Annotated in this window: 18 protein-coding genes and 2 pseudogenes; 9 read left to right on the forward strand and 11 right to left on the reverse strand. The window is 59.5% G+C overall.

Annotated elements, in window-relative coordinates; translation table 11 throughout:
* Nucleotides 1-24: 24 nt before the first annotated feature.
* From AC1RO5_RS10005 to AC1RO5_RS10025, 5 genes and pseudogenes are all read right to left on the reverse strand, one after another.
* A complete protein-coding gene (locus AC1RO5_RS10005; RefSeq protein ID WP_493174754.1) occupies nucleotides 25-822 on the reverse strand; it encodes a transglutaminase family protein in 798 nt (265 codons plus the stop codon).
* The gene (locus AC1RO5_RS10010; RefSeq protein ID WP_493174755.1) at nucleotides 819-1,769 is read right to left on the reverse strand and encodes an alpha-E domain-containing protein; all 951 of its coding nucleotides are present in this window, start codon (nucleotides 1,767-1,769) and stop codon (nucleotides 819-821) included. The genes AC1RO5_RS10005 and AC1RO5_RS10010 overlap by 4 nt, the downstream gene beginning before the upstream one ends.
* A 3-nt stretch (nucleotides 1,770-1,772) precedes the next feature.
* A complete protein-coding gene (locus AC1RO5_RS10015; protein ID WP_007938225.1) occupies nucleotides 1,773-3,182 on the reverse strand; it encodes a circularly permuted type 2 ATP-grasp protein in 1,410 nt (469 codons plus the stop codon).
* Nucleotides 3,183-3,956: 774 nt separating this feature from the next.
* Nucleotides 3,957-5,276 (reverse strand): C4-dicarboxylate transporter DctA, encoded by a 1,320-nt coding sequence (gene dctA / locus AC1RO5_RS10020; protein WP_493174756.1) that lies wholly within the window; start codon nucleotides 5,274-5,276, stop codon nucleotides 3,957-3,959.
* Between the two features lie 823 nt (nucleotides 5,277-6,099).
* Nucleotides 6,100-6,621: pseudogene (locus tag AC1RO5_RS10025) on the reverse strand (substrate binding domain-containing protein); the annotation flags it as partial.
* Here AC1RO5_RS10025 and AC1RO5_RS10030 point away from each other — a divergent pair.
* A pseudogene (locus tag AC1RO5_RS10030) lies at nucleotides 6,581-6,907 on the forward strand (type 1 glutamine amidotransferase domain-containing protein); the annotation flags it as partial. The pseudogenes AC1RO5_RS10025 and AC1RO5_RS10030 overlap by 41 nt on opposite strands.
* 55 nt (nucleotides 6,908-6,962) lie before the next feature.
* Here AC1RO5_RS10030 and AC1RO5_RS10035 read toward each other — a convergent pair.
* The gene (locus AC1RO5_RS10035; protein ID WP_007938220.1) at nucleotides 6,963-7,160 is read right to left on the reverse strand and encodes a YbdD/YjiX family protein; all 198 of its coding nucleotides are present in this window, start codon (nucleotides 7,158-7,160) and stop codon (nucleotides 6,963-6,965) included.
* Between the two features lie 14 nt (nucleotides 7,161-7,174).
* Nucleotides 7,175-9,232: a carbon starvation CstA family protein gene (locus AC1RO5_RS10040; protein WP_493174757.1), complete on the reverse strand. Its 2,058-nt coding sequence runs from the start codon at nucleotides 9,230-9,232 to the stop codon at nucleotides 7,175-7,177.
* Nucleotides 9,233-9,628: 396 nt separating this feature from the next.
* On the opposite strand from AC1RO5_RS10040, the gene AC1RO5_RS10045 reads away from it, so the two are divergent.
* Nucleotides 9,629-10,990 carry a cache domain-containing protein gene (locus tag AC1RO5_RS10045; protein ID WP_493174758.1) on the forward strand — a complete coding sequence of 454 codons (1,362 nt, stop codon included), beginning with the start codon at nucleotides 9,629-9,631 and terminating at the stop codon, nucleotides 10,988-10,990.
* A 33-nt stretch (nucleotides 10,991-11,023) separates the two neighbouring features.
* On the forward strand, nucleotides 11,024-11,656 hold the full coding sequence (locus AC1RO5_RS10050) for a response regulator transcription factor (RefSeq protein ID WP_019649706.1): 633 nt from the start codon (nucleotides 11,024-11,026) through the stop codon (nucleotides 11,654-11,656).
* Here the strand turns inward: AC1RO5_RS10050 and AC1RO5_RS10055 are convergent.
* Together AC1RO5_RS10055 and AC1RO5_RS10060 are read right to left on the reverse strand one after the other, a co-directional pair.
* The gene (locus AC1RO5_RS10055; RefSeq protein ID WP_493174759.1) at nucleotides 11,653-12,177 is read right to left on the reverse strand and encodes a cupin domain-containing protein; all 525 of its coding nucleotides are present in this window, start codon (nucleotides 12,175-12,177) and stop codon (nucleotides 11,653-11,655) included. The two genes, AC1RO5_RS10050 and AC1RO5_RS10055, sit on opposite strands and share 4 nt — an antisense overlap.
* Before the next feature lie 24 nt (nucleotides 12,178-12,201).
* Nucleotides 12,202-12,726: a transporter suffix domain-containing protein gene (locus tag AC1RO5_RS10060; RefSeq protein WP_019649704.1), complete on the reverse strand. Its 525-nt coding sequence runs from the start codon at nucleotides 12,724-12,726 to the stop codon at nucleotides 12,202-12,204.
* 202 nt (nucleotides 12,727-12,928) lie between these two features.
* Between AC1RO5_RS10060 and AC1RO5_RS10065 the strand changes: the two genes are divergently transcribed.
* From AC1RO5_RS10065 to AC1RO5_RS10075, 3 genes are read left to right on the forward strand one after another with little or no spacing between them, the layout of a single operon-like run.
* Entirely contained in the window at nucleotides 12,929-14,467 is a 1,539-nt protein-coding gene (locus AC1RO5_RS10065; RefSeq protein WP_493174760.1) for an efflux transporter outer membrane subunit, read from the forward strand.
* Complete coding sequence (locus AC1RO5_RS10070; RefSeq protein WP_493174761.1) at nucleotides 14,460-15,599, forward strand: HlyD family secretion protein; 1,140 nt, start codon at nucleotides 14,460-14,462, stop codon at nucleotides 15,597-15,599. Before AC1RO5_RS10065 ends, AC1RO5_RS10070 begins: the two co-directional genes overlap by 8 nt.
* Nucleotides 15,589-16,620, forward strand: a complete 1,032-nt coding sequence (locus AC1RO5_RS10075; RefSeq protein ID WP_493174762.1) for a DUF2955 domain-containing protein — start codon at nucleotides 15,589-15,591, stop codon at nucleotides 16,618-16,620. The genes AC1RO5_RS10070 and AC1RO5_RS10075 overlap by 11 nt, the downstream gene beginning before the upstream one ends.
* On the opposite strand, the gene AC1RO5_RS10080 is transcribed toward AC1RO5_RS10075, so the two are convergent.
* Both AC1RO5_RS10080 and AC1RO5_RS10085 read right to left on the reverse strand, forming a co-directional pair.
* On the reverse strand, nucleotides 16,605-17,057 hold the full coding sequence (locus AC1RO5_RS10080; RefSeq protein WP_493174763.1) for a hypothetical protein: 453 nt from the start codon (nucleotides 17,055-17,057) through the stop codon (nucleotides 16,605-16,607). The genes AC1RO5_RS10075 and AC1RO5_RS10080 overlap by 16 nt on opposite strands.
* Nucleotides 17,054-17,980 (reverse strand): helix-turn-helix domain-containing protein, encoded by a 927-nt coding sequence (locus AC1RO5_RS10085; RefSeq protein ID WP_493174764.1) that lies wholly within the window; start codon nucleotides 17,978-17,980, stop codon nucleotides 17,054-17,056. Before AC1RO5_RS10085 ends, AC1RO5_RS10080 begins: the two co-directional genes overlap by 4 nt.
* 161 nt (nucleotides 17,981-18,141) lie before the next feature.
* Here AC1RO5_RS10085 and AC1RO5_RS10090 point away from each other — a divergent pair, with 161 nt between their 5' ends.
* The 3 genes from AC1RO5_RS10090 (at nucleotide 18,142) to AC1RO5_RS10100 (ending at nucleotide 22,053) form a co-directional block, all read left to right on the forward strand.
* Nucleotides 18,142-19,500 carry a glutamine synthetase family protein gene (locus tag AC1RO5_RS10090; protein ID WP_493174765.1) on the forward strand — a complete coding sequence of 453 codons (1,359 nt, stop codon included), beginning with the start codon at nucleotides 18,142-18,144 and terminating at the stop codon, nucleotides 19,498-19,500.
* A 166-nt stretch (nucleotides 19,501-19,666) separates the two neighbouring features.
* Nucleotides 19,667-20,755, forward strand: coding sequence for a polyamine ABC transporter substrate-binding protein (locus AC1RO5_RS10095; RefSeq protein WP_493174766.1), 1,089 nt, complete (start codon nucleotides 19,667-19,669; stop codon nucleotides 20,753-20,755).
* On the forward strand, nucleotides 20,752-22,053 hold the full coding sequence (locus AC1RO5_RS10100; RefSeq protein WP_493174767.1) for an NAD(P)/FAD-dependent oxidoreductase: 1,302 nt from the start codon (nucleotides 20,752-20,754) through the stop codon (nucleotides 22,051-22,053). Before AC1RO5_RS10095 ends, AC1RO5_RS10100 begins: the two co-directional genes overlap by 4 nt.
* The last annotated feature ends 130 nt before the right edge of the window (nucleotides 22,054-22,183 follow it).

A 22,183-nucleotide genomic window follows, 5' to 3' on the forward strand; every position in this document is an offset into this window, starting at 1 on the left:
CCAATTACGGTGAACGTTTCAGGCTTATTGGTGCTGAACCTGAAACAGCGACGTTACCTGTACCCGCGCCAGCATCGACTCGGCCCCGCCACCACGACGCATGCCGCGTACCGGGCAGGCGTCGAGGTAGTCCAGGCCCACCGCCAGTTTCAGATGGCGTTCGGGCCGGGTCAGTCGGTTGGTGACATCGAAGCTGTACCAACCACCGTCGAGCCAGGCTTCAGCCCAGGCATGACTGGCCAAGTGGTTTTCATCTTCAGTGCACAGATAACCGGAGACATAACGCGCAGGAATCCCCAGGCTACGGGCGCAGGCCAGGAAGGCATGGGTGTGGTCCTGACAGACCCCGCCTCCGCCCGCAAACGCCTCGGCGGCCGTAGTGTCCACAGTGGTCGCGCCCGGGTTGTAGACCATATGCTCGGCCAGGCCGTGCATCAGGTCGGTCAGCGCCGTTCGATCACGCCGTATACCGCAGTGCTGCACGGCGAAGGCATTCAGGGCATCGTCCGCTATCGTCAGCTTACTGCTGCGTAAAAACGGCAAAGGCGATTGGCTGTCGCGCTCCAGTTCACGGTCCGAGTCGATATCCACCTGACCATAAGCTGTCAGTACCAAGGCGCCATGGGGTTCGTCCATCGTCAATACATGCAGGATGTTGCCGTACGGATCGAACTGGCTGCGGACCAGGCGCGGCAGTTCCAGGTGCCATTCCAGGATGCGCTGGCGTTCGCTGTTCTGCGGCGTCAAACGCAGGAACTGGATGCTGGTGCAGACTTCATCGGCATAGCTGTAGGTGGTGTCGTGACGTATGGACAGTTTCATACGACCTCCAGATAGGACTCGTGAACGGTCTGGCCGAGATGGCGAACCTGGGAGATGAAGTCAGTCAGCCAGAGGTGCAGACCGAAACCGAGAATCTCGTCGATACCGGTGTAGCGCAGCCGCGCATTCAACTCGGCGGCCAACCGCTGGGCTGCCCGCCCGTTACTGCCCGGCAGGCTGGCGAGGATATGGTCCAGTTCCTCGATGCAGGCGTGCAGCGAACGCGGGACGTCGCCGCGCAACAACAGCATCTCGGAGACCTGCTCGGCGCCCGGTGCATTGCGGTAGATCTCGTTGAACGCCTCGAAGGACGACAAGGCCCGCAGCAAGGCACTCCACTGGTAGTAGCCGCGCGCGGAGTTGTCACTCACCTCCTCCGACTCCTCGCCAAACATTTCGTAGCGTGCATCCAGCAGGCGCAGCGTGTTGTCCGCCCGCTCAAGGAAAGTCCCCAGACGAATGAAGCAATAGGCATCGTTGCGCATGATGGTGCCCGAGGTCGCACCGCGGAACAGGTGCGAACGCTCCTTGACCCACTCGCAGAAATGGCTGATGCCATAACGCGCCAGACCATTGCTGGCGATGTTGCGCATCTCCAGCCACGTGGCGTTGATGTTCTCCCACATGTCGGCGGTGATGCGTCCGCGCACGGCATGAGCATTGGCCCGCGCGGCTTGCAAACAGCAATAGATACTCCCGGGGTTGGTTTCATCCAGCGCGAAGAAGTGCAACATGCGCTCAGTGTTGAGTTCGCCATAACGCTCGTTGTAATCCTCCAGCGTGCCGGCGGCCAGCAGCGACATCGCCAGCTCGGCGCGGCCATCGGTGCGCCCCGCCTGAGGCATCAACGACAACGAGTAACTGACTTCGAGCATGCGCGCCAGGTTTTCGGCGCGCTCCAGGTAACGGGACATCCAGTAGAGGTCCGAAGCGGTTCTTGAAAGCATGTCTTAGTCCTCCACTACCCAAGTGTCTTTGGTGCCGCCGCCCTGAGACGAGTTCACCACCAGCGAGCCTTCGCGCAATGCCACGCGGGTCAGGCCACCGGGCACCAGACGGGTTTCTCTGCCCGACAGCACAAACGGGCGCAGGTCAATGTGGCGTGGGGCGATGCCGTTTTCGACAAAGGTCGGGCACGTCGACAGGCACAAGGTTGGTTGGGCGATATAGGCTTCAGGGCGTGCCTTGAGGCGCGCGCGAAAGTCTTCGATTTCCGCCGCCGTGGCCGCCGGGCCGACCAGCATGCCGTAGCCGCCGGAACCCTGGGTTTCCTTGACCACCAACTCAGGCAGATTCGCCAACACATGGGACAGTTCTTCCGGCTTGCGGCATTGCCAGGTAGGCACGTTCTTGAGGATCGGTTCCTCGGCGAGGTAGAAGCGGATCATGTCGCCGACATAGGGATAGATCGACTTGTCGTCGGCCACACCGGTGCCGACGGCGTTCGCCAGCACCACGTTGCCTGAGCGGTAAGCGGCGATCAGGCCGGGCACGCCAAGCATGGAGTCCGGGTTGAACGACAGTGGATCGAGATACGCATCGTCGAGGCGGCGGTAAATGACATCCACCTGTCTGGGGCCCGCAGTAGTGCGCATATAAACATGATCGTCGCGGACAAACAGATCGGCGCCTTCAACCAGTTCCACGCCCATTTCACGGGCCAGGAACGCATGTTCGAAGTAGGCACTGTTGAAGCGGCCCGGGGTCAGCACCACGGTTGTGGGATTGTCCAGCGGGCTGGAGCTCCTCAGAGTGTCGAGCAGCAGGTTCGGGTAGTGATCGATGGGCGCCACACGCTGGGCGGCGAAGAGTTCGGGGAACAAACGCATCATCATCTTGCGGTCTTCAAGCATGTAGCTGACGCCGCTGGGGGTGCGCAGATTGTCTTCCAGTACGTAGTAGCTGCCATCGCCGTCGCGGACCAGATCGACCCCGGCGATGTGGGCATAGATGCCCCGGTGCAGATTCAGGCCCTGCATGGCGACCTGATAACCCTCGTTGGCCAACACCTGTTCGGCCGGGATGATGCCCTCCTTGAGAATACGTTGCCCGTGGTAGATGTCGTCCAGGAACATGTTCAACGCCTGGACCCGCTGAATGCAGCCCCGCTCAACCATTTGCCATTCGCTGGCCTTGATGCTGCGCGGAATGATGTCAAACGGAATCAACCGCTCGGTGCCCTGCTCGTCCCCGTATAAGGTGAAGGTGATGCCGGCTCGGTGGAACAACAGGTCGGCTTCGCGACGACGTTGATCCAGCAACTCCAGAGGTGTGTCCGCCAACCAACGCGCGAACTCCTGGTAATGTGGGCGGCAGCCACCACTCGCATCATACATTTCGTTAAAAAAAGCTCGGGACATACCCTACTCCTTGCCGCGATACAGACGGCATTTTCTTATAACTTCGCTATTTCAATAAAATCAGGCCTTACGTTGTTTTAGTGAGTACTGTTTCTGTTGAGCACCTCAGTGTGCGTCGTTAACTTCCTGTCTCATTTGGAAACAAATTCCTCGTGAATTCGGCAATCTCTTGACGCGTCCCGACGCCAGAGACTTGGCCTTTGCGGTTTGATTTCTGGCGCCCCATTTATAACGTTCCCCCATTATTTTTTTCGTTGAAAACCACACTTGCGGTGGTTTGAAAGTACTTTTGCAAGGGCTGTGCCCAAGTATTGTCATGGCCCATAAAAATCGAAAAAACCTTCCAGCAAGACTTAATTGCGACACATTATTTCATTTTTGAGACGAAAATCGATAAAGCTACTGAAACGGTTTTTCCACTTGTAACTTGCACAACTCTGGAACGGACGAAAATGGTGCATTTGGCAACTGATTTGAGTTTTATGCCCTACAAGCGGGAAATTCCTACTCACTGTTTTTATTCTGCGTGTAATACAAGGCGTCCAGCGCGGCACATCGATTAATACCGATGCACTATTAATTCTCATGAAAATGCACCAAGAGGTGACACCGGCAGCGAAAGTGCCAAGTAGTGATGCAAAAATTTAATGCTGGAGAGGACGACCTGACAGCGAGCCTTACCATCCGTACTACGCCAAAATCATGTTCCACGCCCACTGAAGGTCATTGAGCAACGACAGCGGCTACGCGCGCGTAGCCGCTTCCATCAGGCACTTATGACACTTCGAATGCCTGCCGATTGTTTAGCACGCGCTGAGCCTGTTCGTGATCCAGATCACCGACCTTGGCCGCGACCACGACAGTGGCAACACAATTACCAATCAGGTTACCCGCCGCGCGTGCCATGCCGATGAACCAGTCGATGGACAGCACCAGCACCAGGCCGATCACCGGAATGCTTGGCACCGCACTCAGGGTCGCAGCCAGAATCACGATGGCCGAGCCGGGTACGCCGTGGGCCCCCTTGGAGGTCACCAGCGACACCCCTAACACCAGCAGCAAGTCACCGATCGACAGCGGCGTGTTGGTAGCTTGTGCGATAAACACGACCGCCAGGGTCAGGTAGATCGAGAAGGCATCGAGGTTGAACGAATAGCCGGTCGGCACCACCAGCCCCACCACTGACTTTTTCACGCCCAGCACTTCCAGCTTGCGCATGATCTGCGGCAGCACCGAATCCGAGGACGCTGTAGCCAACACGATGGTCAACTCCTCGCGCAGGTAGGCAATGAACTTGAACACGTTGATCCCGGCATAGCGCAACACAGCGCCAAGGATCACGAACACGAAGATCAGGATCGATACGTAGAACAGTGCGACCAGGGAGATCAGTTGCTTCATCGAACCTACACCGTACTTGCCAACGGTGTAGGCCACTGCCCCCAGCATACCCAAGGGTGCCAGGCGCACGATCAGGCCCATGGCCTTGAACAGCACCTTGGAGATGTCATCGATGAATGAGGTCACTCGCTCCGCACTTTTGCCGCCCACCAAGGCCAGGCTGGAGCCGAACAACAAGGCAAAGAACAGCACCTGCAACACATCGTTACGCGCCAATGCATCAATTGAGGTGGTGGGAATGATGTTCAGGATGAACGAGCCGATACCACTGCCCTGAAGCTTGTGGGCATTCTCCGAATAGCTGCTTATCGCACCGGCATCCAGTGTCGTAGTGTCGATGTTCATGCCGTGCCCCGGCCCAAAGATGAAAGCCAGCACAAGTCCGAGCGCCAGGGCGATGGTGGTCATGATCTCAAAGTAGATCAGTGCCACGCCCCCTACCCGCCCTACGCTTTTCAAGTCCCCCGTACCGGCGATGCCATGCACCACGACACAGAAAACGATAGGGCCAACGATCATGGCAATCAGCTTGAGAAAGCCGTCGCTCAGCACCTTTAGCTTCACTGCGAAATCCGGTACCAGAACACCGAGCACGATGCCCAGCACCAAGGTACACAGCACCTGTGCAAAGAGAGATTTGTACCAGGCCTTGGCTGGTTTGGCTGCGCTCACGGCAACTGAATCGTGGTTCATGATGCTTCTCCGTCAAGAATCAAACGAGTCCCTGACTGCTCGACAGCACTGTCGATCAGCGGACTGCCCCTCTCTTCAACGACTTCGATCGGCTTCTATTCAGGCGAATGCCAGGTTGGCCGAACACAGCGCAATCATTGAAGAATGCATCTGGGTAGAGCACTCCCCATGCCACTTACCTTGAAAAATCATGAATTTATTATTTACCGATAGCAAAACAAGGTCTTACAGGTCTGACCAGAAAGAAAGCTGTTCAGACCGTCAGTTTTCTGCAGACTCGCAACAGTGCACAGATGAACGCTCACGCTTCAAGACAGCGCAATCTCGTCTCGCCGCCGAGGGAAGGTGCACGAACACTCTGAAAAGGGAGAATGGAAATCATGGCCAGGGCTCTGGCAAAGAAAGATGGCAGATGGGGGAGCTCCCCATCCATCATCGAGATTCAATCAGGATAAAGCTCGCAGCCAGGTGTCCCGGCGACTGGCAGCCTGTCAGCAACAGCCCTTGCTGATCGTCGGCCGACGTACCTGACCGTACACAGCCAGACAATGTACCTGGCTGACCCAATGGCTGGGCACAAGTGTCCAGACTTGAGGGTCGTCACCGGCTACATCCGTTGGCTGAATCACTTCGCCCTCTGTCAGCGAGCGATAATGTGACGATGGTGTGGGCTGCGCGCCTGTCGACGGGCCGTGGGCGACATTCGAAGGTTGTTGCGTAGAGCGTTTCAAATCCATGCCGTTGAACTCCTGAGGGGGTGACGTTCAAGCGCAAAGCAAAACGCACGCCAGAGCCTCCCGGAAGCGCGGGAGTGTCAACGCGTTCAGGCCAAGGTGTTGTCCAGAATGAACTCAATCAACGCTCTGGATGCCGCTGATAATTGTCGGTGAGGCGGGTAAATAATCGAGAAGGGTCGACTGCGGCCACTCAACTGCGGAAGTATTTCCACCAGTTGCCCCCGCTGCACTCTGTCCCGGACGATGAAGTCATAAGTCTGGCAGATGCCCAGGCCGCTTTCGGCCAGCGAAACGATGCCGAGGACATCATCCAGAACCTGCACATTGGCTTGCGGTAGCCATTCGATATTTTTCCCGTCAAGGCAGAACAACCATGGCCCGATCTTGCCGCTGCTGGGCATGATGAACGGCAAGCAGACGTGCTCGCCTAACCTCTCAAGCGTCGTAGGAATGCCGGCACGAGCCAGGTACTGGGGAGACGCGACCATGCATAGCCGAGCATCTTCCAGTTTGCGGCCCACCAGACCACTGTCCGGCAGCTGCCCCAGGCGAATCGCCAGATCGTAACCTTCAGCGACCAGGTCGACTGACGCCGAAAATTTCACCCGCCAACTCCAGACCGCGAAGCCGGTGAAGGGGCGCGCCGACTGGATCTATGCGGGCTACAAGATGACCGTTATCAGCAACAAGGAAGAGGAAGAAGCCAAAGGGCTGCTTAATGGTGGCGCCATGAAGTTCTACCCGCAAACCGCGCTGGAAAAAGCCGGTGGGGTGTACCGCAGCAATGCTTCGAACTGGACGCCTAATGTGGTCATCGATCGCGAGTTGATCTCGGGCCAGAACCCAGCCTCGGCCATCGAGGTCGGCAAGGTATTGCTCGCTCGACTGAAGTAACACAAACCCTGTGGGAGCGCGCTCCCACAGGGCTTGGATCAACCTGGCTGTCAGGTCAGCAACACTTCGGCCCCGCTTTGCCACCGTAACGAGCTTCCTGACGTTCGCGGAAGAACATCTCGTAGCTCATCACCGGCTTGTCCGGGTGTTCGGTTTGCATATGCTCGACGTAGTTGTCGTAGTCGGGCATGCCGACCATCAGGCGCGCGGCCTGACCGAGGTATTTACCGAGGCGACTCAGGTCATTGAACATGTGGCCCTCCTCGATCAAGCGTTCGGCAGAGCCTGGAATGGCGCTTCTTTATCCGTACGTTCTTTGGTGCCCCAGGCGGCGATGCCGACCTTGAGCGCAAAGAACAGGATGCTGAACACCACGAGCAGGAACAACACCGTCAGCGTTGCGTTGGTGTAGGCGTTGTAAATCACGTGCTGCATCTGCTCGATGCTTTTGGCCGGCGCCAGCACCTGACCGTTGGCCAGGGCATCGCTGTATTTCTTCGCCAGCGCGAGGAAACCGATCGCCGGGTTGGCGTCGAACAGCTTGATGAAGCCTGCAGTGGTGGTGCAGATCAGCAGCCATACCGCTGGAAGCATGGTCACCCACACATAGCGTTGGCGTTTCATTTTGATCAGCACAACGGTTGCCAACATCAGCGCGATACCGGCCAGCATCTGGTTGGAGATACCGAACAGCGGCCACAAGGTGTTGATCCCGCCCAATGGGTCGATCACGCCTTGGTACAACAGGTAACCCCACATCGCCACGCAACCGGCCGTTGCGATCAGGTTGGCGGTCCAGGACTCGGTGCGTTTCAGCGCCGGCACGAAGGAGCCGAGCAAGTCTTGCAGCATGAAGCGCCCGGCACGGGTACCGGCATCGACCGCAGTCAGGATGAACAGCGCTTCAAACAGAATCGCGAAGTGGTACCAGAACGCCATGGTGTTTTCACCCGGCAGCACGTGGTGCAGGATCTGCGCGATACCGACCGCCAGGGTCGGCGCACCGCCGGCTCGGGCCAGGATGGTGGTTTCACCGATGTCCTTGGCCACCGCTTGCAGGGCTTCCGGGGTAATCGCGAAACCCCAGCTGCTGACTGTTTGCGCAACCGAAACAGCATCGGCGCCGACCAGAGCTGCCGGGCTGTTCATGGCGAAATACACGCCCGGCTCGATCACCGAAGCGGCAACCATTGCCATGATAGCCACGAAGGATTCCATCAGCATGCCGCCGTAACCGATGTAACGGGCATGGCCTTCACTGGCAAGCAGCTTCGGCGTGGTGCCGGAAGCGATCAGTGCGTGGAAACCGGACACCGCGCCACAGGCGATGGTGATGAACAGGAACGGGAACAACCCACCCTTCCACACCGGCCCGGTGCCGTCGATGAACTGGGTCAGGGCCGGCATTTTCAGCTCGGGCATGGTGATCAGGATACCGATCGCCAGCGCAACGATGGTGCCGATCTTCAGGAAGGTCGACAGGTAGTCACGCGGCGCAAGGATCAGCCACACTGGCAACACGGCTGCCACGAAACCGTAGCCGATCAACATCCAGGTAATCTGCAGTCCGGTGAAGGTAAAGGCTTTGGCCCAGACCGGATCCGCGGCAATCTGCCCGCCGAGCCAGATCGAACCGAGCAGCAACGCCACGCCGATCACCGAGATTTCACCAATGCGGCCCGGGCGGATGTAGCGCATGTAGATGCCCATGAACATCGCGATCGGGATGGTCGCCATCACCGTGAAAATACCCCACGGGCTTTCGGCCAGCGCCTTGACCACGATCAGCGCCAGCACCGCGAGGATGATGATCATGATCAGGAAGCAGCCGAACAGCGCGATGGTCCCGGGGATGCGGCCCATTTCTTCACGGACCATGTCGCCCAGGGAACGGCCGTTGCGGCGGGTGGACATGAACAGGACCATGAAGTCCTGAACCGCACCGGCCAGCACCACGCCGGCAATCAGCCACAGCGTACCGGGCAGGTAGCCCATCTGCGCGGCCAACACCGGACCGACCAGCGGCCCCGCACCGGCGATGGCTGCGAAGTGGTGACCGAAGAGTACGTGTTTATTGGTCGGTACATAGTCCAGACCATCGTTGTTGAGTACGGCGGGAGTGGCTCGATTGGGGTCGAGTTGCATCACCTTGGTGGCGATGAACAGGCTGTAATAGCGGTATGCGACGAGATAAATAGCGACGGCTGCGACTACGATCCAGAGGGCGTTGATGGCTTCGCCGCGGCGCAGGGCCACGACACTTAGCGCAAACGCTCCCAAGACAGCCACGGCAAACCAGGCGAGGTGTTTAGCCAGACGGGGCATAGCGTGTCTCCTGCCGACAGCCAGTGACTGCGGCGGTAATTATTATAATTGTGTCCGCTTTGCGGAGCGGGCCCAATATCCCCCCATGCTGTCGACAAATAAATCCGCGTTACTACGTACGTGGCGCCTACGTAGTTCTACGTAGATGACGCTGATGCAACACCTGCGGCTGTGTCGAGGGAGCTTGCTCCCGCTAGGGCGCGAAGCGGCCCCAAAAGTTTGCGACTGCTGCGCAGTCGAGCGGGAGCAAGCTCCCTCGCCACACAAGCCCGCTCCCAAATGTTTTGCATTTCATCACGGCCGCAGGTCATTCCGCCTCGCACCGCTACTGGAGGCGCGTATCTTTGGCATATGATGCCGGGCCTTCGCCCTCCCTCGGTCTGGCCAGGAGTAGAGATGCAGCTCAAACACAAAATCGTCGCGCTCGGGATTCTGCCGCTGGTGTTGGCGATCGCGGTCATCTGCGCACTGGTGATTTCCCTGAACCGCCAACTGGGTGATCAACAGGCGCAACTGATCGAAGACAGCATTCTGGCCAGCAAACGCGCAGAACTGAAAAACTACGTCGAAATGGCGCAGAGCCTGATCGCGCCGCTGTACGACGACGGCCGCGGTGACGAGCATGCCCAGCAACAAGTGCTGGAGGAACTGCGCAAGCTCAGCTTTGGCATCAACGGCTACTTCTTCGTCTACGACCGCGAGGGCCGCAGCCTGATGCACGCACGCCAGTCGGAGCTGGTGGGCCAATACCTGTGGGACATGAAAGACCCTCACGGCCTGCCGGTGATCCAGGCGTTGCTCAAAAGTGCGCAATCAGGCGAAGGCTTTCAACGATACGCCTGGAACAAACCCTCCTCCGGCCAAGTGACCGACAAACTCGCCTACGTAGTGATGCTCGATCGTTGGGGCTGGATGCTCGGCACCGGCATCTACCTTGAAGACGTTGAACGCGCCACCCAGCAAGCGCGTGCCGAGGTGGCTCAGGGCATCCGCACAACCATGCTGGCGATTGCCGTGGTGGCGCTCGTGGCGGTGCTATTTGTATTCGCCGGCGGCATGACGCTGAACGTCAGCGAACATCGCCTGGCCGACAAAAAACTGCAGCGCCTGACCCAACGTATCGTCAGCTTGCAGGAGGAAGAGCGATCACGGGTTTCCCGAGAGCTGCACGACGGCATCAGCCAGCTGCTGGTCTCTATCAAGTTTCAGTTCGAACTGGCCAGCCATGTGCTGGAGAATGGCCAAGACAAGGGTTTGAACATTTTAAGAGACGCCACCGAGCGCCTCGGGGAAGCAATCGGCGAGGTGCGCAGCCTCTCCCACGACCTGCGCTCATCCTTGCTCGACACCCTCGGCCTGCCGGCGGCAATCGGTCAACTGGCCGCCGAGTTCGAGCAACGCAGCGGTCTTGTTGTAACCTTCAACGATAACGAATTCGACTGTCACCTGGCCGATGGCGCCGCCGCCTCGCTGTTTCGCATTGTGCAGGAAGGCCTGACCAACATCGAACGCCACGCACAGGCAAAACACGTCATCATTACCCTGCACGGCTGCGAAAAGTCCGTACGGTTGACGGTGATCGATGACGGCATAGGTTTCAACGTCGCCCAGGTCGAACGTCGCCAGGCCGGCATTGGCCTGCGTAATATCCGCGAGCGAGTCGAGCATTTTGGCGGTCGATTCGAACTGACCTCGATGCCGGGAAGAAGTGAGCTGGACGTGCTGCTGCCGATGAAGCCACCTGGTACAGAACGCTGACTCAACCCATAACAATTAGAGTGAATGCCTGCAATGAACCTGCCCTACCCGATCCGCGTTGCCCTGGTCGACGATCATTCTCTGGTTCGCGATGGAATCAAATCGCTGCTGGCGGTCATGGCGCCGCTGGAAGTGGTGGGCGAGGCCGAGAATGGTGCCGATGCCATCGAGATGGTCGGACGCTGCCAGCCGGATCTGTTGCTGGTCGACATCAGCCTGAAGGACATCAACGGGCTCGAGCTGACCCGGCTGTTGCGCAGCCAGTACCCGTCGCTCAAGGTGCTGGTGCTGAGCATGTACGACAACTACGAATACGTCAGTGAATCGGTTCGCTCGGGCGCCAGCGGCTATGTGCTGAAGAACGCCCCTTCACGGGAAATCATTGCGGCCATCGAGGCCATTGTCAGTGGCGGGACGTTCTACAGTGCCGAAATTGCCCAACGGCTCATCGCCGATAAAAGTACCGACAACGAACTGACACCGCGCGAGAGCCAAGTGCTGTACAAAATGGCTCAAGGGTTGAACAACAAGGAAATGGCTCGCGAGCTGGACATCAGTGTCCGGACGGTAGAAACCCATCGCCTTAGTATCCGCCGCAAGCTCAACATCGACAAACCCGCCGCCCTCGTAAAATACGCGATCGATCACGGGATCATTTCTGGTTAATCCGCTGTCAGCTTTTCAAATAACTCCGAATGCTCGGGAAACCTCTCGCCGAGCTTGCGCCGAGTCCCCAGTTGCATGTCCGCGTAATCAAACCCCGGCGCAACGGCTTCACTGATCAAGCCGTAACCCGCCGCGCCATCCATCAGTTGCGAGGCCTTCCAGACGCCGCCCGGCACATGCAGCTGCAAACACTGACCCGCAATCACGTCGCTGCCCATCACCACGGTTTTCAGTGTGCCGTCCGGGAAAATCAGGCTGTACTGAATAGGGTCGCCCAGATGGTAGTAATGCACGATGTCGGACTGATTCAGATGGAAATGGCCAATCGGCGCATCCTCGGTCAACAGGTAATAGATGGAGGTCAGCAAGTAACGCTGACCTCCATCGGTCTCAACCATGGCGCGGTGATCCGCCTGAAAGGTTCTGCGGTAGAAACCACCTTCCGTGTGCGGTTCGAGGTTGAGCGCAGCGACGATGGCTTGAGCATCAGGTTTGTTTGTATCGAGTCCCTCTTTCTTCATCCTGCAGACGCTCCTGACGACGATTCACACTGTACTGGTATTCACGACACGCGCCGTGCGGATAAACAAGGCACGGACCTTGTCCCAAAAATTCCCGCCCAAAACGAAAAAGCTGCCGACCAACAGGGCATCGCCCAACACCTGGACCTGCCAGAGGTTCGGTCTCAGCCCCGGCCAAAGCGTATCTACGTAAGGTTCGAGAAACGATGAAATCAGTGGCAGGCAAAACATCACCATGCCAATTCTATGACGAGCCGGGCCTACTTCCAGGTCGGCGGCCGGTGCAAGCGTGGAAACATAACCAAACACGTTGCGCTTGAGTTGCTGAAAACCGGACTTGCCCATGACCGCAATGGCGAGGATCAACAGAATCTTGTTGCTGATAAACAGGATGCCGGTCAGTGCCGCGATCTTTGGGCCGGGCACATCCGCGGCGGCGGCGAGTGGCACCGTCAGCCAGGAGATCACTGTCAAACTGAGTATCGCAATGCCTGCTTTGAAGCGCCAACCGGTGGAACTGGGGGCAATCTCGTCCTGGGGGCTGCTCATGGTCTTCGTACCCGTCTTTTTGGCCCGAATGAATAACTTTCAGAAGCGTAGCAGTTGCCCGACCCCATGATCGTCCAACATGACCTTGTGTTTGTCCGGGCTGTACTAACCTAAGCAAACCGGCTCAAGCCCAATAGCCAGGGCATTCAATACTTAGGGACTCCAGGATGAGGTTTTCCCGTGACCTGCTTGTAGTGCAGCAATGCTGACGCGTTCGGGTCGGCTACTTCTGCTGGGCGCCCTGGGCCTTGGCGGTTGCGTGCGCCTGGGGCCGGACTTTCAGGCCCCGGGCGAGGCCTGGACAAAACTCTGGAGCAGCCCTGCGCTTGAGCAGGCCAGCCAAAGACGCGCCAATCCCGATGTGCGCCAGTGGTGGCAAGTGTTCGCCGACCCAGTCCTCGACGGGCTGATTGCCGAATCGGATGCGCACAATTCCAACCTGAAGATTGCCGGCCTTCGCGTCATGGAAGCCCGTGCCCGGCTAGGCATGGCGCAAAGCGGACGCTATCCGCAACTGCAACAGGCCAGTGCCGAGAGTTTGTACTTCAACCGCCGGCAATCCGGCGGCAGCAACCCGCAAGACAGCCACTTCTGGCAGCACAGTGTGGGCTTTGATGTCGGTTGGGAACTGGACTTCTGGGGGCGCTTCAGTCGGGCCATCGAGTCGTCCGATGCCAGTTACTTCGCAGCTCAAGCCAATTATGAGGACGTACTGGTACTGCTGCGTGCTCAGGTGGCCGACACTTACTTCTCGTTGCGCACCACCGAAGCGCGTTTACGCGTCGCCCGAGAAAACGCCGAACAGCAAAAACGCAATTTCGAGATCACCGAGAAACTGTTCAACAGCGGCCAAAGCGCCGAGCTCGATTTGCAACAAGCCAAGACCCAGTACCTCGGCACGTTGAGCAGCATTCCGGAGCTTGAGGGGCAAGTGTTGCGCACCCGCAACGCATTGGCCGTACTGATCGGACGGCCGCCCAGCGCCCTGCCCCAATTGCTGGAGAACCAGGGGCTGATTCCGCTGGTCGACCGGGCCGTGCTGCAAGACGTGCCCGCCAGCCTGCTGTTGCGTCGACCGGATGTGCGCGCCGCCGAACTCAACGTCGCCGCCCAATCGGCACTGATCGGCGTGGCAGAAACCGATTTCTATCCGTCGCTGACCTTGCTCGGCAGCATCGTCTGGTCGACCGACACGCTGAAGGGCACCTCCAACAGCCTGGACCTGATCGGCGGTCCCAGTTTGCGCTGGAACCTGTTTGATCACGGCCAGATCAGCAACAACGTACGGGTGCAGGATGCGCGGTTGCAGCAGTTGATCGAGGTTTATCGCGACAAAGTCCGCCAGGCCGCGCGCGAAGCCGATGATGCCGCCAGCGGCCTGAGCAAATCACTGGAACGCGAACGCATCCTGCGTGAAGCGCAAGTCGCTGCCAAGCGCTCGCTGAGCCTGGCCAACACTCAATACCGCGAAGGCTACTCCGACTTCCAGCGCGTGCTGGATGCCCAACGCGCATTGCTCGAACAACAGGACAATTACCTGATCAGCCGCAGCAATGCCGTGAGCAACCTGATCGCCCTGTACAAAGCCCTTGGCGGTGGCTGGTACAGCGCCCAGCCGACCGTCGACCCAGGCACTCGCCAGCAAATGGAACACCGCACAGACTGGGGCAACCTGCTGAATGAACCGGCCCCTTTACGAGCCCCCTCTTCCACGTCAGACAAGGTCAAAGCCGATGAGTGAACCCTCACCGCCCGCCACTGCAGCGCGTTCGTCCAAGGCGCCCGAGCCGGCTGCCGATCCGGCAAAAAAAGGCATCAAATGGGTGCTGCTGCTGATCGTCCTGAGCCTGGCCTGGTATCTGTTGGCTGACCGTTTCACGCCGTATACGCAACAGGCTCGGGTCGGTGCCTTTGTGATTCCGGTGGCGGCTGAAGTGGCCGGACGCGTGATCCGCGTGAATGTGCGCAACAACCAGGACGTCAAGGCCGGCGATGTGCTGTTCGAGGTCGATCAGCAGCCCTATCAAATAGCCGCCGACCGCGCACGCGCGGATCTTGAGTCTACCCGTCGGCAGATCGGTGCCAGCACTGCCGGCATTGCCTCCGCGCAAGCCTCGTTGCGGGCGGCCCAGGCCAATGAACTCAAGGCCCGGCAAGATAACGAACGCCTTGAAAGCCTGTACCGCCAAGACCGCGGAACCATTTCCGTGCGCCTGCTGGAAGCCTCGCGGGCCAGCCGTGAACAGGCCGTCAGCCAGGTCGCCGCGGCCCGTGCCGAAGTCCAGCGCGCACGGGAACAGGAAGGCGGCAGCGCGGAAGACAACGCACTGTTACGCAGCGCCGCCACGGCGTTGTCAAAAGCTGAACTCGACATGGCCAACACTCAAGTCCGTGCGCGCTCGGCGGGTTTGATTACGGACCTGCGCACCGACGTCGGGCAATTCGCCGCGGTCGGCGCGCCGGTCATGACCTTGATTGCCATTCACGATGTGTGGATCAGTGCGGACATGACCGAGAACAACCTGGGGCGGGTCAAGCCTGGAACTCCGGTGGCGATCGTGCTGGACGCGCTGCCGGGCGAGGTCTTCGAGGGACGGGTGCGCAGCCTGGGCTACGGCGTCAGCGTGGGGCAGACGCCGGCGCCGGGCACCTTGCCCAGCGTGCAAAACAGTCGCGACTGGTTGCGTCCGGCCCAACGCTTCCCGGTGATCATCGAATTTTCTGACGAGGCGATGCAGGTGCTACGTGACAGTCGCGCCATTCGTGCCGGAGGCCAGGCCGAAGTCATGGCCTTTCCTGCGCAGAACAATCCGCTGAATCCCTTGGGACGCCTGTTTTTCTGGCTGATGAGCTGGCTGTCTTATGCCTATTGATCGCCCGCCCAGATACCAACGGGCGCCGCGTCTCGCCGTCGGCACGGCGCTGTGCCTGGCCATCAGCTTCGGCCTGGCGTTGCCGATTCCGTTTATTGCGCCGCTGCTTTCAGTGTTGCTGTTGGCCACGCTTAACAAGCCTCTGCCATTCAAGGCCGGAGTGATGCTGGCAGTGGTTGCCATGCTGACCACCGGCATCGGCCTGTTGCTGATCCCGGTCCTGCGTTATTACCCGCTCAGCGGTGTGCTGCTGATCGGTGTCAGTCTGTTCCTGGCCTTTGGTTTCGGGCTACGCGGTGGCAACGCCCTGGTCGTGACCTTTCTGATCATTGGCCTGACGATGATTTCCTCGGCCGGCGTTGCCGAGTTCGATCTGGCGATGATGGTCATCGGTGCCCTGGTCAAGGGCTTGCTCCTCGCCGTCATCGTCGTGGCAATCAGTCACTGGCTGTTTCCCGAACCGGCCAATGCACCCACGCCACCTGCCGCCAGCGCTATGCCGGCGCAGGAAGTACCCAGGATTGCGCTACGTGCCACCCTGATCGTGATGCCGGCGTTTCTGTTGGCGCTGATTGACCCGGCCAGTTATCTGCCGATCATTTTAAAAGCGGTCAGTCTGGGCCAGCAGAGTTCGACGGTAACGACGCGCAACGCCAGTCGTGAACTGCTCGGCTCGACTTTGATGGGCGGGCTGTTGGCCATTGTGTTCTGGTGCGCGCTCAGCCTGTTCGTGCACTTGTGGATGTTCTTTCTGTGGATGCTGCTGTTCGGCTTGCTGTTGGCGCGCAAGCTCTATGCCCTGAGTCCGACTCGACAAACCCCGGGGTTCTGGCTCAACAGCCTGGTCACGTTGATCATCCTGCTGGGCCAGTCGGTGCAGGACAGTCTTGCCGGCAAGGACGTCTATACCGCTTTCGCCGTGCGCATGGCGCTGTTTATCGCCCTCACGCTCTATGCCGACCTGATGGTTCACCTGATCGAACAGCGGCAGCGAACGCCTGGTGCTCAGGGCGTTACCTGATAACCGCGCCCTTGCAGGCAGCTGGTATAGGCGGTTGAACTGGTCGCCGCGGTGGTTTTTTGCTGCGCCCGGCGCTCCTGACGCTGGCGCGCGCCACCGACCACCGCGCCCGCCGCCGCGGTTTGCCCGGCGCGGTTCTGACGATATTCCTGTTTCACATCGTCGTCGACCCGATCGTAAAACTCGTCATGCTGACGCCCCCGCACCTCAGCGCCCACCGCCCCGGCAGCGGCACCCACCGCAGCACCGCGCAGTCGCCCGCCCGAGGGTGGCGGAGTCGAGGCGCTCTGACTCGCCGCGACGTTGCGGCAATCGTTGATGTCCAGCTGGATTTGTTGCGAACTCTGCCCTTTCAACGGCACGACCGTTTCGGCCTGAACCTGCGTACAGGCCATCGACACTACGACACACAGACTCAAAGACGATAACCGACTCATGATGACCTCCGACAAGGTCCACTGTGTTGGCGGGCGAGCGTCTCGCTGGGAAGTTCCTGGAACAACGCTCGATAACTGCTGGAAAACCGCCCCAAATGCCAGAACGACCAGTGCATCGCCACTTGAGCGACCGTCGTGTCGCTGGCCGTTCGGCTGAGCAACTCACGACGCGCACTGTTGAGCCGGCGCAAGCGCAACCAATGCGAGGGCGTCATCCCGGTGTACGCCTTGAACGCGTGCTGCAACTGACGCAACGAAACCCCGGCCACCTGGGACAGTTCCAGCAAATTGAGGGTTTCTTCCGGGGTATCGGCGGCCCATTCGGCGACGCGCTTCATGATCGTTCGCTCTTCGGCGCGGCGCTGCAAGCCTGCGCGATCCAGGCACACACAGGCGTTATCGAGGATGAACAAACAGTCCTCCAGCAACTGCTGGGTCAATGCCTCTTTGCTCGGCGGATCCAGCGTCTGCTCCAGTCGCGTCAAGGTGCCGCTCAACCAGCGGCTGAACAGCGCGTTCTGCCCGCAATTGAGCGGCGACATGAACAAGCCTTCGAGCCGCGCCACGTCCAGGCCATGCCGTTGAACGAATTGCGGCCCGAACACCACGGCGATTTCCTGGTAGTTCTCCGGGGTGATCCAGATGTTGCGGCTCTCGCCGTTCAACATGTACAGCGAGTTGTCGTTGCGATCGAAACAGAACGCCAGTGAACCTTCGGGGGCGCTGAAATTCTGCTCGACCCGGGTGTTCATCTGTTCTTCGTAAATCTCCACGCCTTGCAAGTCCAGATAGCGCACCCGCCCGGCGAAATGCCCCGGCGACATTTGCTGATAGTGCTGCACCCAACCCGGTGTGGCGCGGATCTGCTCGGCCACGTCGGCGGTGTTGAAGGCTTGAACCTGTAACGGATTGCACGCTGTCATGGGTGACCTTACGCACTCGTTTGGTGCGTTTTGGTGCTGCTTAAAGTGGATAGATGGAACGCTGCGGCTCACCCAAGATAGTCGTCAACGCGCCACAGGGGAAGTGTTCGGTGGATGAAGCCGCCTTCCCCGGCGTCATTCAAACCAACAATGAGGTCTTTATGAATGTCCCTTTCGATCAGCTGTTCACGTGGCTGAAAGATCACAAGATTACCGAGGTCGAGTGTGTGGTCAGCGACTTGACCGGCATTGCTCGCGGCAAGATTGCACCCACCAACAAGTTCCTGCATGAGCGAGGCATGCGCCTGCCGGAAAGTGTGCTGTTGCAAACGGTAACCGGGGACTTCGTCGACGACGACATCTACTACGACCTGCTCGACCCGGCCGACATTGACATGGTCTGCAAACCTGTCGCCGACGCGGTTTACGTGGTGCCGTGGGCCATCGAACCCACCGCCATCGTGATCCACGACACCTTCGACAAGTTCGGCAATCCGATCGAACTGTCGCCGCGCAACGTGCTGAAGAAAGTGCTGCAGCTTTACACCGACAAAGGCTGGCAGCCGATTGTCGCACCGGAAATGGAGTTTTACCTGACCCAACGCTGCGAAGACCCGGACTTGCCGCTCAAGGCACCGCTGGGGCGTTCTGGCCGTGCGGAAAGCGGTCGTCAGTCGTTCTCCATCGACGCCGCCAACGAGTTCGATCCACTGTTTGAAGACGTCTACGACTGGTGCGAACTCCAGGGCCTGGACCTCGACACGCTGATCCACGAAGACGGCCCGGCGCAGATGGAAATCAACTTCCGTCATGGCGATGCGCTGGACCTGGCAGACCAGATCACCGTGTTCAAACGCACCCTGCGCGAAGCGGCACTCAAGCACAACGTGACTGCGACTTTCATGGCCAAACCCATTGGTGACGAACCTGGCAGTGCCATGCATATCCATCAAAGCGTGGTCGACATCGCCAGCGGCCAGCCGATCTTCGCCGATGCCGACGGGCAGATGAGCGAGCTGTTCCGGCACCACATCGGCGGCCTGCAAAAGTACATTCCCAAAGTGCTGCCGATGTTCGCGCCCAACGTCAATTCGTTCCGCCGCTTCCTGCCCGACACCTCGGCACCGGTCAACGTCGAATGGGGCGAAGAAAACCGCACCGTCGGCCTGCGCGTGCCGACCTCGAGCCCCGACGCCATGCGCGTGGAAAACCGTTTGCCGGGCGCCGACGCCAACCCTTACCTGGCGATCGCCGCGAGCCTGTTGTGCGGCTACCTGGGCATGGTCGAAAAGGTCGAGCCAAGCGCCGCGGTGCAGGGTCGTGCTTACGAACGACGCAACCTGCGCCTGCCGATCACCATCGAGGACGCACTCTCGCGCATGGAAGAGTGCGCAACCATCGAGCGTTATCTGGGCAGCAAATTCGTCCGGGGGTATGTCGCGGTCAAGCGCGCCGAACACGAGAACTTCAAGCGTGTGATCAGCTCCTGGGAGCGCGAGTTCCTGCTGCTCAGCGTCTAACTCACCCTAATGATCGTTCCCACGCTCCGCGTGGGAACGCAGCCCGGGGCGCTCTGCGTCCCATTGGAACGCGGAGCGTCCCTTGAGGCATTCCCACGCAGAGCGTGGGAACGATCAGAGCGTCCCGAGCTGCAACGATCACCGAATAACTCAAAGAGGTGTCGATATGCGTCTATTGAAATCCGTGGTTCCGGTCGCGCTGGCGGTGTTGTTCTGCGCCGGGGCGCAGGCTCAGCCGAGCGTCAGCGTCTACAACTGGACCGATTACATCGGCGAGACCACCCTCGCCGACTTCCAGGCAAAAACCGGGATCAAGGTGATCTACGACGTATTCGATTCCAACGAAACCCTGGAAGGCAAACTGCTCGCCGGCCGCACCGGGTATGACGTGGTGGTGCCGTCCAACCACTTTCTCGCGCGCCAGGTGAAGGCCGGCGCGTTCCTCAAACTGGATCGCTCGCAGCTGCCCAACTTCAAAAACCTCGACCCGAAACTGCTGACGCTGCTGGAGAAAAACGATCCGCAGAACGCGCATTCCGTACCGTATCTGTGGGGCACCAACGGCATCGGCTACAACGTCGACAAGGTCAAACAAGTGCTGGGCATTGATCACATCGATTCCTGGGCCGTGTTTTTCGAACCCGAGAACCTGAAGAAGCTCAGCCAGTGCGGCGTATCGATGATGGACTCGGCCGATGAAGTATTCCCTGCAGTCCTCAACTACATGGGCATGGACCCACGCAGCGAAAACCCTGAGGACTTTAAAAAAGCCGAAGCCAAACTCTTGAGCATCCGGCCTTACATCACCTACTTTCACTCCTCCAAGTACGTCTCGGACCTGGCCAACGGCGACATCTGCGTGGCCTTCGGTTACTCCGGCGACGTGTTCCAGGCGGCCAATCGCGCCAAGGAAGCGAAGAACGGCGTGAACATCGCCTACTCGATCCCCAAGGAAGGCAGCAACCTGTGGTTCGACCTGCTGGCAATTCCCGCCGACGCCAGCAACCCGAAAGAGGCCCACGCCTTCATCAATAACCTGCTGGACCCGCAAGTGATCGCCAAGGTCAGCGCTTCGGTGGGTTACGCCAATCCGAACCCGTCGGCCAAGCAATACATGGACGCTGAGCTGGTCAATAATCCAGAGGTCTATCCTCCTCAGGATGTCCTCGACAAACTCTACATCTCGACCACCCCGCCCCAGGCGATCATGCGTCTGATGACCCGTTCCTGGAGCAAAGTGAAGTCCAACCAATGAATCAGTACGACAACCAACATGCCCGCTCCTATTACGCGGCATCGGCCAATGGCATGGCGCCCTACCCTACGCTGGATTCGGACCTTGAAGCCGATGTCTGCGTGATCGGTGGCGGGTTCACCGGGGTCAACACCGCGATCGAACTGGCGCAGCGCGGGCTCTCGGTGATTCTGCTGGAAGGCCGGCGGATTGGCTGGGGTGCCAGCGGTCGTAACGGCGGGCAGTTGATCCGTGGCATCGGCCATGACGTCAGCGGTTTTGCCCGTTATGTCGGCGAGGAAGGTGTGCGTTATCTGGAGCGTGCGGGCATCGAGTCTGTGGAGCTGGTGGGCAATCGCATCCGTGAACATGGCATCGATTGCGACCTGCGTTGGGGGTTCTGCGAACTGGCCAATACCCCGGCGCAGTTCGCCGCGTTCAAGGCTGAACGGCAAAGCCTCGCCGAATTGGGTTATGCCCATCAAACCCGACTTGTCGGTCCCGAGCAGATCCGCCAGCAAGTGGTGGGCTCGGACCTTTATGCCGGCGGCCTGATCGACATGGGTTCGGGGCACTTGCATCCGCTGAATCTGGTGCTCGGCGAAGCGCGGCTGGCGCAATCCCTCGGGGTACGGATTTTCGAGCAAAGCCCGGTGCTGGAGTTGGTCCACGGTAGCACCGTGCAGATTCGCTGCGCGGGCGGTACGGTGCGCGCCGGCAGTTTGGTGCTGGCCTGTAACGCGCATCTGGAAGAACTCGAACCGCGCCTGAGCGGAAAGGTGCTGCCGGCGGGCAGTTACATCATCGCCACCGAACCGTTGGCACCCGACGTGGCCGCGCAATTGATCCCGCAGAACCTGGCACTGTGCGACCAGAAAGTCGGCCTCGACTACTACCGGCTCTCGGCGGATCGACGTTTGTTGTTCGGCGGTGCCTGCCATTATTCCGGGCGCGACCCAGTGGATATCGGCGCCTATATGCGGCCGAAAATGCTCAAGGTCTTCCCGCAACTGGCGGATGTGCGTATCGACTATCAGTGGGGCGGCAAAATCGGCATCACCGCCAACCGTTTCCCTCAGGCCGGTCGCTTGAGCCAGTACCCGAACGTGTTCTACGCCCAGGGTTATTCCGGCCATGGCCTGAACGTGACCCACTGGTGCGCCCGGCTGCTGGCCGAAGCGATTCAGGCCGGGCACAGCCAGGGGCTGGACGTGTTCAGCGCCGTGCCGCATATGACCTTTCCCGGCGGACGAGCCCTGCGCTCACCGCTGCTGGCGCTTGGCATGTTCTGGTATCGGCTGCGCGAATTGCTCGGCTGACCACCAGTGCGATCGTTCCCACGCTCCGCGTCACTAGTGTCCGGTAAAAACTAAAGGGGGAGCTTGCTCCCCCTTGCTGTGCCTGCTTCGTAAGCAATAATCAGGTTTTCAGACTCGATTTTCGCCCATG

It is taken from the genome of Pseudomonas sp. GW822-FHT02G04, assembly GCF_058802085.1.

Coding starts and splice junctions, on each gene's coding strand:
- AC1RO5_RS10005 (WP_493174754.1), bottom strand. CDS start 822: ATGAAACTGTCCATACGTCACGACACCACCTACAGCTATGCCGATGAA.
- AC1RO5_RS10010 (WP_493174755.1), bottom strand. CDS start 1,769: ATGCTTTCAAGAACCGCTTCGGACCTCTACTGGATGTCCCGTTACCTG.
- AC1RO5_RS10015 (WP_007938225.1), bottom strand. CDS start 3,182: ATGTCCCGAGCTTTTTTTAACGAAATGTATGATGCGAGTGGTGGCTGC.
- dctA (WP_493174756.1), bottom strand. CDS start 5,276: ATGAACCACGATTCAGTTGCCGTGAGCGCAGCCAAACCAGCCAAGGCC.
- AC1RO5_RS10035 (WP_007938220.1), bottom strand. CDS start 7,160: ATGTTCAATGACCTGAGTCGCCTCGGTAAATACCTCGGTCAGGCCGCG.
- AC1RO5_RS10040 (WP_493174757.1), bottom strand. CDS start 9,232: ATGCCCCGTCTGGCTAAACACCTCGCCTGGTTTGCCGTGGCTGTCTTG.
- AC1RO5_RS10045 (WP_493174758.1), top strand. CDS start 9,629: ATGCAGCTCAAACACAAAATCGTCGCGCTCGGGATTCTGCCGCTGGTG.
- AC1RO5_RS10050 (WP_019649706.1), top strand. CDS start 11,024: ATGAACCTGCCCTACCCGATCCGCGTTGCCCTGGTCGACGATCATTCT.
- AC1RO5_RS10055 (WP_493174759.1), bottom strand. CDS start 12,177: ATGAAGAAAGAGGGACTCGATACAAACAAACCTGATGCTCAAGCCATC.
- AC1RO5_RS10060 (WP_019649704.1), bottom strand. CDS start 12,726: ATGAGCAGCCCCCAGGACGAGATTGCCCCCAGTTCCACCGGTTGGCGC.
- AC1RO5_RS10065 (WP_493174760.1), top strand. CDS start 12,929: ATGCTGACGCGTTCGGGTCGGCTACTTCTGCTGGGCGCCCTGGGCCTT.
- AC1RO5_RS10070 (WP_493174761.1), top strand. CDS start 14,460: ATGAGTGAACCCTCACCGCCCGCCACTGCAGCGCGTTCGTCCAAGGCG.
- AC1RO5_RS10075 (WP_493174762.1), top strand. CDS start 15,589: ATGCCTATTGATCGCCCGCCCAGATACCAACGGGCGCCGCGTCTCGCC.
- AC1RO5_RS10080 (WP_493174763.1), bottom strand. CDS start 17,057: ATGAGTCGGTTATCGTCTTTGAGTCTGTGTGTCGTAGTGTCGATGGCC.
- AC1RO5_RS10085 (WP_493174764.1), bottom strand. CDS start 17,980: ATGACAGCGTGCAATCCGTTACAGGTTCAAGCCTTCAACACCGCCGAC.
- AC1RO5_RS10090 (WP_493174765.1), top strand. CDS start 18,142: ATGAATGTCCCTTTCGATCAGCTGTTCACGTGGCTGAAAGATCACAAG.
- AC1RO5_RS10095 (WP_493174766.1), top strand. CDS start 19,667: ATGCGTCTATTGAAATCCGTGGTTCCGGTCGCGCTGGCGGTGTTGTTC.
- AC1RO5_RS10100 (WP_493174767.1), top strand. CDS start 20,752: ATGAATCAGTACGACAACCAACATGCCCGCTCCTATTACGCGGCATCG.